Raw genomic sequence first — 12,498 nt, 5'->3', positions numbered from 1 at the left:
AGATGGGAGACAGGATCATCGGAATCGATCTCGGCACGACCAACTCAGTGCCGGCGGCAATCCGCGAGGGGGCGCCCACACTGCTTCCGGTCCAGGGCGATGGGCTCTTTCCGTCGGTGGTGGGCATCTCGCCGAAAGGGGAACTCCTCACCGGCGTGGCGGCCCGCAACCAGTGGGTCTTGGCGCCGGAGCGAACCATCCGCTCGATCAAGCGAAGGATGGGCAGCGGCGAACGCGTGAGCATGGCGGGGCAGGAGTATACGCCGCAGGAGATCTCGGCGTTCATCCTGAAGGAGATCAAGGGGTGCGCCGAGGCCGCGCTCGGTGAGCCGGTCCGGAGGGCCGTCATCACGGTCCCGGCCTACTTTGACGAGGTGCAGCGCCAGGCCACTATGGAGGCGGGCGAGATCGCGGGGCTGGTGGTCGAGCGCATCGTGAACGAGCCCACCGCGGCGGCGCTGGCCTACGGATACGGCCGCGACGACGACGAGCATCTGCGGGTCATGGTCTACGACCTTGGGGGTGGCACGTTCGATGTCTCGATCATCGAGTTGAGCCACGGCATCATCGACGTGCAGGCCACGAGCGGCGACAACCACTTGGGAGGCGATGATTTCGACGAACGCATCGCCACCCTTCTCGCCGAGGAGTTCCTGGACGAGCACGATATGGACCTGCGCGAGAACCACCAGGCGTGGGCACGCCTGCTCCGTGCGGCGGAGGAGGCGAAGATCCGCCTGTCCGAGTCACGCGTCGTCACCATCGACCTGGACTACCTGGCCGTGCAGAATGACGGCACGCCGATCCACGTGCAGAGGGAGCTCGAACGAGGTGAGTTCGAGGATCTGATCGCCGATCTGCTGGACGGCACGAGGGCGAAGATCCGGCAGGCGCTGGAGGATGCCGACCTCGCCGCGGAGGCCATCGACCGCGTGCTGCTGGTGGGTGGCTCGACCCGCATCCCCTGTGTCTGGGACCTGGTCGCCGACGTGATGGGCCAGGAGCCCCACAGCGAGATCGACCCAGACGCCGCCGTCGCGCTCGGCGCCGCGGTGCAGGGTGCGATCGTCGCCGGCGAGGACGTGAGCACCATCCTGGTGGACGTCACGCCGCTCTCGCTCGGGATCGAGACCGCCCGCATCGGCTGGGGCGGCCGGCTCACCGACGACCACTTCTCACCCCTGGTGCGGCGCAACACCACGATCCCCGTCCAGAAGAGCGATCGCTTCAGCGCGCTGCACCCGGACCAGGACATGATCCACCTCAAGGTCTACCAGGGCGAGAGCCCGGTCGCCTCCGAGAACACGCTCCTCGGCGACTTCCGGATCGAGGGCCTGGAGCCGCAGCGAGCCGGTGAGGTGGCCGAGGTGCTGGTCCACTTCGCGCTGGACGTCAATGGTATCCTGGACGTGACCGTCACCGACGAAGCCACGCGCCGCCAGACACACGCACAGCTAAAGGCGACGCGGAAACGCATGAGTCCGGAGGACATCGCACGGAGCCAGGGGAGGCTTGCCGCCGCACGCGCGACCGAGGCCGACGCGGCGGTCGCGCTCGACCCGGGTGCGGCCGCGCTGGTCGAGCGAGCCCGTCGCGCGTTGGAGCAGCCAGGCATCCCTCGGGACGGTGCCTCCGAGCTGCGAGACGCGATGGCCCGTATCCGGATGGCGACCGTCGATGATGACCCGGCCGAGCTCGAGCAATGGTGCGATCGGCTCATCGACCTGCTGTTCGACTGGGACGGATAGTCGGCAGCAGCAGGACCTTCTATCCACGATGCGGTGGAGCCGTTGATATGGATCGTCTCTTGCCCTAAGCACGCGAGGCCATGATACTGGCCTCAAGACCTTAGGCCACAACAGACCACTCCACGAAAAAGCTGCTCACATGTCACGCGACTCCCTCTCCATCCGACCCGGAACGGTGAACTTCCTCGCGCTCGGCGCGGTCGCGCGCGGCGGGCGCATGCACGGCTTCGAGATTCTGAAGTGGATTCAGGACAGTTCGGACGGCGAGCTGCTCGTGGAGGAGGGCGCGCTCTATCCCGCTCTGCACAAACTCGAGAAACGGCGCTGGCTCACGAGCCAGTGGTCGGTGTCTCCGAAGGGACGCCGCGCCAAGTACTATGAGATCACGGCCGCCGGGCGGGCCTCGCTGAGCGAGCAGTCCCGGGACTGGGAGCGGTTCGTCGCCGCGGTTGGGCGAGTGGTCGTGCTTGCAGACGAGTCGTGACGCCGTCCCGCGATGCCAAGCACGAGCATGCATCCGCCGAGACCTCCGCGGGCTCCCTCTCGCGGCTTGGCGAGCACGGCGAACTCGACGAGGAGATCCGGCACCACATCGTCGAGCGTGCCGAGTCACTCGTGGCGGACGGATGGGACCCCAGGGACGCGATGCGCGAGGCCGAGCGGCTCTTCGGCGAGGTGGTACGCCTCCGGCGGCAAATGGCGGATGTCCGGCGCGGCACGCTCGGTTGGCGGATCATGAGGATCCCGCTCCCGGTGCTGTCGCAGCTTCGCTACGCCTGGAGGGCAGTGTCGCACAGCAAGACATATCTGCTCGCTGTCGTCACGACATTGGCGCTAGGGTTGGGCGCCGCCTCGTCGATCTTCTCGGTGCTCGACGCGCTTCTGCTGAGGCCTATGCCGTATCACGAAGCGTCCCGCCTCATGGAGCTGAACCGCTCTCGTGAGGATGGCAGCTACTCCATGGGCCTCACGACCCAGGCGGCGGCAGGCTGGAGAGAAGCTTCCACGAGCTTCGCCGACGGATGGCTCGCGTACAGTTGGCTCTCGATCGTGCGCACCGACGGGTCGGCGCCCGAAGAGCTGAGCTTCGTGGCGGTAACCCCTGGAGCCGATACGCTTCTGCGCCTCCCCATGCTCGTCGGTCGCTCCATCTCCGAGGAGGACGCCCGACCAGGCGCTCCCCCGGTGGTCGTGTTGAGTCGTGAGTACTACGAGCGAATGGGCGCCGACCGCGATCTGGTCGGGCGAACCATCCAACTCGAGTCGGGGCCAGCGACCGTGGTAGGCGTGTTCGCCGGCGGAGTGAGGTTCCCCCAGATCGGCGACCCACCGGACGCATGGCTGCCGCTCCGCGACGACTTCACCGCGGCTGACCGGACCCTCCTCCGTGGAGTGCCAAGGACGTGGGTACGGCTCCGCCCTGGTTTGAGCCTCGCTGCGGCCCAGGAGCAGGTCGATCGACTCGCCGTCGGGCTGCAGGAAGCCGACCCTCAACCGGGGGGGTGGAGCGCCACGCTGGTGCCGATCGGGAGCCACAGAGCCAACCCGGACGTGCGTCGCGCGGTCTGGACGCTCGCTGCGACGGTCGCCGCGATCTTCCTCATTGCGCTCGTCAACGGCGTGAACCTCACGCTGATCCGCACGAGCGTGCGCTCCCGCGAGCTGGCGATCCGCGCCGCGATCGGCGCGTCACGCCGTCAGCTCTTCGGCATGCTGCTGACCGAAGGGCTGATGCTGGGGTTGCTCTCGGGGGTCGCAGCCGTGGCCCTGTCCCTGGGAGCCCTGACGCTGATCAGGGCGGCGATGCCGTACGAGGTCTCTTACTTCAGCCCGCACGCCTTCCACATCGAGGGTCGCACGCTGCTGTTCATCTTTGTGAGCGCGATGTCGGCGGGCACGGTGCTGGGGCTCCTCCCCGCGGTCAGGATCCTCCGCAAACACATCGGATATGCAGCGCTCGCGGGCAAGGGCTCCGATCAGACTCGAGGCAGACGCCGCGTCCACGACGGACTCGTCGCCGCTCAGGTCGCGCTCTCGATGATGCTCCTGGTCGGCGCGGGGCTCTTGGTCAGGAGCTTCGTGACCCTCACCACTGAAGACCCGGGCTTCGATCACGAGGCGGTGGCGATGGCGGACGTGTCGCTGTCTCCTGCGCGCTACCCTACGGCCGCCGATCGGGCCGCATTCCTGAGGCAGCTCGAGCAGAGACTCGAGGCCAGGCCGGGTGTGCTCGGGGTGACGATCAGCAACGGCACGGGTTTTTCGTTCGGCTTCGCGCTGCAGGCCGAAGGAGACGAGCCGCTCCGAAACCAGCCGACGCTGCTCCCGCACACGTCGGTGGCCGAAGACTACTTCGACGTGCTGGGAGTCGAGCTGGTCGCCGGTCGAGCCTTCGGTCCCGAAGACGCGGGTACCGACGCGGTGATCATCGATCGGGACATGGCGCGACTCTTCTGGGGAGGGCAGAACTCCATCGGTCGGCGCTTCCGCTTCGACGAGGGCCAGACCTGGTACACCGTGATCGGCGTCGTCGGAGAACTGAGGCTCATGGGCCGAGACCAGCGCGACGGACCGTCCCAGATCCTCTTCCTCGCCTCGGACGATGCCGCAGGCAGCTTCGCGCAGGTCGCGGTGAGGGCTGCGGGGGACCCACGGGCAGTGCTCCCCGTGATCCGCGAGGTGATGCTCGAGCTCGATCCGAGGCAGTCGATCTGGAAGCTGCGCACCGCGGCGGACGCGCTCGCAGAGGAGGAGGCCAAGCCGCGCTTCCTCGTCCTGCTTTCGACGCTGCTCGCCGCGCTGTCGGTGATCCTGGCCGCTGTGGGGCTCTTCGGCGTGCTCACCTACTCGGTCACTCGCCGCGAGCGAGAGCTCGGTGTGCGCATGGCACTGGGAGCGGATCGGCGCCGCCTGCGCGCGAGCGTGGTGCGCGAGGGCGTGACGATCACGGCGGCGGGTGTGCTGCTCGGCCTTGCTGGAGTACTGCTCGGCGCCCGAGCGCTCGCGCCGCTGCTGTACGAGCTCGAGCCCACCGATCCCGCAACGTTGGCCGCGGCCGCGGCGGCCTTTCTCGGGATCGCCGCCGCGGCCTCGTTCCTACCCGCACAGAGGGCAACGCACGTGAATCCGGTCGAGGTGCTCAGGAGCGAGTGAGAGCCGGTTGCGTCCTTCGCGCCAGTCGACGCCCGCGCCAGCTACATCTGACGACGGGCCCCCATGCGTAGCAGGCTGGTTACTCCGCTCGCAACGCTCCCACGGGGTCGATCCTGGTAACGCGCAGGGCCGGGATCCACGAGGCAGCCAGCGCCACCGTCCCCAGCACCAGCGGCACACCCAGGAAGGTCAGCGGGTCGAGCGCCGGCACCCCGTACAGCAACCGGGACAGGAACTGGGATAGGCCGGCGGCGATGACCAGGCCGATCACGCCGCCGATGGCGACGAGCTTCATGCCGTCCCTGGTCAGCATCCAGACCACCGAGCTCGCATCGGCGCCGAGGGAGAGGCGGATGCCTACCTCGTGGGCGCGCCGCGACACCGCGTAGCTCACGACCCCGTACAAGCCGATGCTCGCGAGGATCAGCGCGAGCAGCGCGAAGCCCGAAACGGCCGCCGCCCCGAGTTGCCTCGCCACCAACTGGACCCCTAGGTGCCGCGCCATCGTCATGTTCTCGATGACCATGATCTCCGGGTCCATCGTGCGCGCAGCGTTCAACATCTGAAGCGCGATCGCACCCGCGTCGGCATCCGCCCTGGCCAGAATCGTCACATACGATGAATACGACTGGCGGTGGCTCAGATACATGTAGGGACGCGGGGTCTCCCCCAACCGACGGACCTTGGTGTCCGCGGTGATGCCGACCACCTGGGTCGCGTCGTCGTTGACGGTGATCGAGCGGCCCACCGCATCGCCGTCCGGCAGGAAGCGGGCGACGAACGCCTGGCTGACCAAAGCGACCGGCTCGCCATCCACAACGTCCGTGGCATTGAACGACCGCCCCGCCATGAGGGGAATACCCGCGACTTCGAGGAAATCATCGTCGATCTTGCTGAAATCGACAGTGTGGAACTCCGCTCCCGGCGGCGGCTCCAAGCCATCGATCGTAAGACGCACGTATTGCGTGTTGAGCGGATTGAGATGCAGGTTGTCGATGAAGCCGACCGCGCTCACACCGGGGATCTCCGCGAAGCGCTCCTTGAGCTGCTCGAAGAAGAGACGGCCCTCTTCGTCGGAGTACTTCTGGACCTGAGCGTTGATCTGCAGGATACCCGTGGGATCATCGCCGAAGCCGGCGCTCACGTTCCGCGACGCGTCCAGGCTGCGCAGGAAGAGGCCCGCGCCGACGAGGAGCACGACCGATACGGAGACCTGCCCCACGACCAGCAGGTTGCGCAACGCGGTTCCCTTGGCTCGGCCGCCACCGGCCGTCTCGTCACGCAACGTAGGCGCTACATCGGGGTTCGTGCTCTGCAGCGCGGGCGCCAAACCGAAGAGGATGCCGGCGATGATCGAGACGAGCACGCTGAAGCCGAGCACCGTCCGATCGAGCGAGAGGTCGAGCGTGATGGGCAGCGGCAGTGGCAGGTCGGCGTTCACCAGCAAGTGCAGCGACTGCACGGCCAGCGCGACGCCGGCAAAGCCGCCCAGAGCAGACAGCAGCACCGTTTCCGTCAGCAGCTGACCGATGAGGGTGCTCCTCTTCGCGCCCAGCGCGAGCCGGATCGCGATCTCCTTGCGGCGGTCGGCGGCGCGGGCCAGCAGGAAGCTCGCCAGGTTGGCGCACGCGATGAGCAGCACGAGTCCGACCACCACCATGATCATGCTCGCCGCAGGCACGAGCACCCGGTCGATCATCGGGTTCATGATCACGTCCGCGGTAGGCACCAGCGCCAACGCCTCGGTCTGCTGCCAATAGCGCGGGTAGTCTTCGCGCAGACTCGATGTCACGCGCTCCGCCACCGCTTCGGCCTGCGCCATGGTCGCGCCTGGAACGAGCCGCCCCTTCACAAAGAGGCTCTGGTTTCCGCGTGCCTCGAGCGTGTTGCCACCGGCACCCTGCAATTCGTCGAACATCATGATCGGGACATAGGCGCCCGGCACGATGCCACGCAGGTTGCCCGTGTAATCCTCAGGGACGACGCCGATGATCGTATACGGGCTACCCGCCAGGCGGAGCTGCTGGCCGACGACATCTGGCGCACCAGCGAAGCGGCTCTGCCAATAGCCGTACCCGAGCACGACGACCGGGTGTGCCCCCGGCGATACGTGGTCTTCGTTCGTGAAGAGGCGGCCGACCGCGGGCTGGATTCCGATCAGCGAGAAGTAGTTTCCGGTGACTGCCTCGCCTGGCAACCGCTCGACGCCATCGTCGAGATCGGCCTGTAGGAGGATGAGTTGGGAGCCCGACACGTCCTCGAACACGTCGGTCGAGCCATCGAGCAGCGTCTCGTAGTCAGGGTACGAGAGCGGGCCGTGAGAGAAGCCTTCGGACGACGAGTAGACGTCGACGAGCGTCTCCGGGTTCTCGTACGGCAGGTCCCGGATGATGACCGCGTTGACCAGGCTGAACATCGCAGTGTTCGCGCCGATACCGAGCCCGAGCGACACGATCGCGACCAGGGTGAACATCGGGCTCCGCATCAAACGGCGGATCGCATATCGAATATTGAAGACGAAGCTGTCCACGAACCCCTCCCAAGTTGCCCGGGCATCGGCACCGAAGTGCTCCTGACGCCGCTTGTATTTTCCGGCTTGTCCCGCGTAGCGAATCGCGATGCCGATCGCGGTCCGCATGTACCACAGCCGCGCCGTCCATGCGCCGTGCTGCGCTCGCTGGCTGAACTCCTCGTGCAGGTCCCCGAGGATCGCCTCCGCCCTTCTGGTCGGAGGGAGGGCGGCCTCGAGCAGGCTCACCAGAACCCGCGGCGGATCCACGTGCTTGCTCACCGGGCGTCCAGCGCGTCCTCGAGCCCATCCCACAGATTCAGGAGCGCCGCACGTGACCTCTGAAGCGCGGCCACTCCCTCACGGGTGACGCGGATGATCCGGCGCGGACGCCCACCCCGCTCCTGTCGGGACGCGGACAGCTCGGACGCGATCCAGCCCTTGTCCTCCAGCCGGTCGAGCGTCACATAGACGGAGCCGCGCGAGACTGCCCGACCTACGCGGCTCTCCAACTCCCGCATGAGCGTTACGCCGTACGCTTCGTCCTCGAGCCGCATCGCGGCAAGAAGCAGCATCTGCTCGAACTCACCCAAATAGCCTTCTCTGCCCATCCCCTGTTCATCCTGTCACACGTTCACATCGATCTATTCCGACTTTGTATGACAATTACGCAAGGTGGGCCGCTCGAGTTTCGAATCGCGCGAAGTGACGTGCGATTCAAGACCGAGTGCGCCATAATCGGGAGTCAGCTCGCCGCGGTTTCGCCTCGGCCCACCACGCTCCGGCCCACTTCACCTGGGAGGCATGCCATGCACGCCCGGAAGCTCCTCTTGATCGTCCCGACTCTCGTCGCCTTCCCGCTAGAGGCTCAGGACCTGCAGGTCGCCGAGCTCGGCGAGTGCGCCCTCGAGAGCGGAGCCGTGCTCGCACCCTGTGACGTCGCGTATCGCACCTACGGCGCACTGAACGCTGAACGCGACAACGCGATTCTGATCTCGACGTGGTTCGGTGGCAACTCGGCCGCCTGGACCGGGATCCTCGGCTCGGGGCTGATCGACCTCGAGGGCTTCTATACGATCGTCGTCGACGCCTTCGGCAATGGGGTCTCGACGTCCCCCACGACCAGCCCCACCCAGGGCGGCGATGCGTTCCCGTTGATCTCGATCGGCGACATGGTGCACGCGCAGCACCGGCTCGTGACCGAGGTCCACGACCTCGACGGTCTGTACGCGGTCATGGGCATCTCGATGGGCGGCATGCAGACCTTCGAGTGGCTCGTCGAGTACCCCGACTTCTTCCAGAAGGCGGTGCCGATCATCGGCTCACCGAGGCTGGGGGCGTACGATATCGCGCGGTGGGAAACCGAGCTGCGCATACTCGAGCTCTTCGAGGCCTGCGAGTGCGAGGAAGCGGCGGCAGCCCACTCGGGGCTCTCGATGTTGACGCTGAACACACCGGAGTACCACGCCCGGGTCACCGACCGGACGACTGTCCAGGCCACCCTGAGCAGCCAAGGGGCCCAGAATGTTCAGAGGCTGTCGGAGGGTCGCAGCAAGAACATCGCGAGCCAGCTCCGGGCCATGATCAACCACGATATCTCGAGGAAGTTCGGCGGCGACATCGCGGCGGCCGCGGCAGCGATCCGGGCGGATCTTCTGATCGTGGTGGATGTGGACGACCACCTGGTGACTCCGGGCCCGGCGCTGGACTTCGCGGAGATGGCTGGCGCTCAGAGCCTCGTCCTGGAGGACGATTGCGGCCACCTCAGCGCCTTCCAGGGTTGCTCGGGCACACAGATGTCGTCGGCGATCAGCGCGTTCCTGTCCCGGAACGACTGAGCATGCTCACCGTCCGCCGCGTCACGATCGGCACCTCCGCCGAAACGATCTGGCCGCTACTCGCGCTCGCGGCGATGGCAGAAGGCACATGACGAGAAAACTCGACTGGCGGTACCACCGACCTGGCTGAACCAGCTGCAAGCGCACTCAAGAGTTTCTTGAGCAGAACCATATCGAGGACGGGGCGGTGCAGAGCGCGTCCAGGGAGCCGCTGGAGGGTGCCGAAGCGTTGTCCGCGCTCGAAGGCATCACTGAGCTGTACGTGGCCGACTACTCCCGCGGATCTCCATCCGCGAGAACCTGCTGGCGGCGCTCTTCACGGTCCGCTTTCACTCGCTCGCGGATGTCAGCGTGCTGGAGCCCCAGGATCTGACCGGCGAGCAGAGCGGCGTTCACCGCGCCGGCCTTGCCGATGGCGAGCGTGGCGACGGGCACACCACGGGGCATCTGGACCGTGGACAGTAGTGAGTCGAGCCCGTCCAGCGACCAGCCTTTCATGGGGACGCCGAGGACCGGCAGCGTCGTCTTGGAGGCGAGCACTCCGGCCAGGTGCGCCGCGCCGCCGGCAGCGGCGATGATCACCTCCAGTCCGCGCTCTTCGGCCGTGGCCGCCCAGTCGGCCGCAAGATCCGGCGTGCGGTGCGCGGACATGACCCGCACCTCGCAGGGGATATTCAGAGCCTCGAGTGTCGTGACCGTATGCGCCATGGTGTCCCAGTCCGACTTCGAGCCCATGACGACGCCGACCAACGCTTCAGCCATCGTGCTTCGTCCCGTTCGCGCGTAGTGTACGTGGTGTGGACATGTGTCCGGATCGGAAGTCCGGGACGTTGCACTCGGCGGATGTGGGAATCAAGGCCCGCAAAGGATTGGGCGAACGCGTGAGCACTCAGGAGAAGCGATTCCGGGCCTGGCCAGACGAGCGATCGGAGCTCACCCCGTTCCTTCCGTTCGTCTTCTGCGCTTGGGCGGACGGCGCTCTCTCGACTGCGGAGCTGAGCGCCTTTCGGGCTCATGTGGACGGACGGGCTTGGCTCGCCGCCGATGCCCGGAACTCGCTGCGTGAGTGGCTCGACCCGGACCACCCCCTGAGTCCCGACCAACTCAGCGCACTCGGGGCACGCATCCGGTCCGTCCCCCTGGAGGACGTGGAGGCGGCATGCGTCTCGCTCACAGACCTGGGTCTCGCGCTCTGGCGTGCAGACGAAGGTGCGACGGGGCCGTGGAGCGCGGACGACGCCATCGAGCGACTCCGTGCTCTGGAGAGCGCGCTGGGCCTCATCGGGCGGGAAGCCGCGCGCCGAGCCCTGGGCGCACCGGCTCCAAAGATCCAGCGCCAGCCCCCGGTTGCGCTCTTCGACGCGGAGTCGCTGCGCACTTATCTCGACCGAGATCATCGAGAGTTGCGCGACGAGGTGCTGGCGCTGCTGGGTCGGTCACCCATGCTCATCCCATTGGGTCTCGACCAAGACGAATATCGTGAGCGCGTGCTGGACGCCGTGCGCTTCCTCGCGGAGCGCGGACTGGGCTCGACCGCCTTCCCCACCGCCTACGGCGGTCGAGACGACCCCGGCGCCGCCCTCGCCATCTTCGAGAGCCTCGCGTTCGGAGACCTGAGCGTCCTGGTGAAGTTCGGAGTTCAGTTCGGCCTCTTCGGGGGCAGCGTATTTCAGCTCGGCACCGAGCGGCATCACCGTGCCTACCTCGGCGCGATCGGCCGACTCGATCTGCCCGGATGCTACGCGATGACCGAGACCGGACACGGCTCCAACGTGCGCGACCTCGAGACGACAGCGACGTACGAAGCGAGCAGCGATGAGATCGTCGTCACCACGCCGACGGACGCCGCCGCTAAGGATTGGATAGGAAACGCGGCGTGCCACGGGCAAATGGCGACCGTTTTCGCTCGGTTGATCGTGGGGGGCGTGGATCAAGGCGTTCACGCGTTGCTCGTGCCGATCCGAGACCAAGCCGGCCACGTACTGGCCGGCGTTCGCATCGAGGACCGAGGCCTCAAGGAGGGCCTCAATGGTGTGGACAACGGACGCATCTGGTTCAAAGACGTGCGTGTGCCTCGTACCAACCTGCTCGACCGCTTCGCCTCCATCGACGAGGCGGGTGTGTACACGAGTCCGATCCCGAGCTCGGCCCGTCGCTTCTTCACCATGCTGCGCACGCTCGTCGCGGGCCGGGTGAGCATCGCGTCGGCGTCGGTGAGCGCGGCGAAAGTCGGCCTCACCATCGCTGTGCGACATGCCGATCGACGTCGGCAGTTCGGAGCGGACGGGGCAGAGGAGCAACCCCTGCTCGACTACTTGGTGCTGCAACGGTCACTCCTGCCGAGGCTCTCCGCGACGATCGCGGCGCACTTCGCGGTCAGAGCTCTGCAGCGGGACTATGCAGCGAGCCGAGGGCACGCCGACATCGAACTCGAGGTAACGGCGGCGGCCCTAAAAGCGTACGCCTCCGAGCAATGCGTCGAGACCCTACAGGCTTGCCGCGAAGCGTGTGGTGGTCAGGGCTATCTCGCGGCAAACCGGTTCGCCGCGCTCAAGGCGGACACCGACGTCTTCACCACCTTCGAGGGAGCCAACCTCGTTCTGTACCAGCTCGTCGCGAAAGGACTGCTCTCTCGATTCAAGGACGAGATGAGCGATCTGAACCTCTGGGGGACGGTCAAATACTTGGCCGAGCGTGCGGAGACGCGCCTCACCGAGCTGAATCCAGTCGTCACCCGACGCACGGACGAGGAGCATCTGCTCGACCCGGCGTTCCATCACGCCGCGCTCGAGTACCGTGAAGAGCGGCTCCTGCGTTCGGTCGCGAACCGACTACGGTCTCGTTTCGCGGACGGCATGGATTCGTTTCAGGCGCTCAATGAGTGCCAAGACCACGTCGTCACTCTGGCGCGAGCCCACATCGAGCGGGTCCTGCTCGAGCGCGTACAGGACGGGGTCGCACGCGCCCCCACGCCGGGACTCTCGAAAGCGCTGGGTACCGTGAGCGCGCTTTACGCCCTGTCCCGCATCGAGGCGCACAGCGGCTGGTATCTCGAGACCGGATACCTGGAGCCGCCGAAGTCCAGGGCGATCCGAACCCAGGTCAACGAGCTGTGCCGCGAGCTGCGCCCGCATGCCCGGCTCCTCGTTGACGCTTTCGGTGTGCCCGAGGCGTTGCTGCCGGAGCTGGTTGCGGCGCGAGGATAACCAGTCGGCGGCCCCCGGTTGGTCGTTCCCCGTCCTGGTGAACG

At 66.8% G+C, this 12,498-nt stretch carries 8 protein-coding genes; 5 read left to right on the top strand and 3 right to left on the bottom strand.

Going from position 1 to position 12,498, the window contains the following annotated elements:
* Window positions 1–2: 2 nt before the first annotated feature.
* The 3 genes from IIB36_02585 to IIB36_02575 all read left to right on the top strand — a co-directional run bounded on the left by IIB36_02585 (window position 3) and on the right by IIB36_02575 (window position 4,901).
* On the top strand, window positions 3–1,748 hold the full coding sequence (locus IIB36_02585; protein ID MCH7530631.1) for an Hsp70 family protein: 1,746 nt from the start codon (window positions 3–5) through the stop codon (window positions 1,746–1,748).
* A 139-nt stretch (window positions 1,749–1,887) separates the two neighbouring features.
* On the top strand, window positions 1,888–2,232 hold the full coding sequence (locus IIB36_02580) for a PadR family transcriptional regulator (protein ID MCH7530630.1): 345 nt from the start codon (window positions 1,888–1,890) through the stop codon (window positions 2,230–2,232).
* On the top strand, window positions 2,229–4,901 hold the full coding sequence (locus IIB36_02575; GenBank protein MCH7530629.1) for an ABC transporter permease: 2,673 nt from the start codon (window positions 2,229–2,231) through the stop codon (window positions 4,899–4,901). The genes IIB36_02580 and IIB36_02575 overlap by 4 nt, the downstream gene beginning before the upstream one ends.
* A 79-nt stretch (window positions 4,902–4,980) precedes the next feature.
* Here IIB36_02575 and IIB36_02570 read toward each other — a convergent pair whose 3' ends face one another.
* Together IIB36_02570 and IIB36_02565 are read right to left on the bottom strand one after the other, a co-directional pair.
* A complete protein-coding gene (locus tag IIB36_02570; GenBank protein MCH7530628.1) occupies window positions 4,981–7,692 on the bottom strand; it encodes an ABC transporter permease in 2,712 nt (903 codons plus the stop codon).
* Window positions 7,689–8,021: a helix-turn-helix transcriptional regulator gene (locus IIB36_02565; GenBank protein MCH7530627.1), complete on the bottom strand. Its 333-nt coding sequence runs from the start codon at window positions 8,019–8,021 to the stop codon at window positions 7,689–7,691. Before IIB36_02565 ends, IIB36_02570 begins: the two co-directional genes overlap by 4 nt.
* A 198-nt stretch (window positions 8,022–8,219) precedes the next feature.
* Between IIB36_02565 and IIB36_02560 the strand changes: the two genes are divergently transcribed.
* Window positions 8,220–9,248 carry an alpha/beta fold hydrolase gene (locus IIB36_02560; GenBank protein ID MCH7530626.1) on the top strand — a complete coding sequence of 343 codons (1,029 nt, stop codon included), beginning with the start codon at window positions 8,220–8,222 and terminating at the stop codon, window positions 9,246–9,248.
* 270 nt (window positions 9,249–9,518) lie between these two features.
* Here IIB36_02560 and purE read toward each other — a convergent pair whose 3' ends face one another.
* Entirely contained in the window at window positions 9,519–10,010 is a 492-nt protein-coding gene (gene purE, locus IIB36_02555) for a 5-(carboxyamino)imidazole ribonucleotide mutase (protein ID MCH7530625.1), read from the bottom strand.
* 41 nt (window positions 10,011–10,051) lie between these two features.
* Between purE and IIB36_02550 the strand changes: the two genes are divergently transcribed.
* Window positions 10,052–12,454 carry an acyl-CoA dehydrogenase family protein gene (locus IIB36_02550; protein ID MCH7530624.1) on the top strand — a complete coding sequence of 801 codons (2,403 nt, stop codon included), beginning with the start codon at window positions 10,052–10,054 and terminating at the stop codon, window positions 12,452–12,454.
* The last annotated feature ends 44 nt before the right edge of the window (window positions 12,455–12,498 follow it).

Source organism: Gemmatimonadota bacterium, assembly GCA_022560615.1.
Lineage (GTDB): Bacteria > Gemmatimonadota > Gemmatimonadetes > Longimicrobiales > Gaopeijiaceae > UBA1138.
Note: the sequence above shows the minus strand (reverse complement) of the source record. Positions and strands in the feature narration are given on the sequence as shown.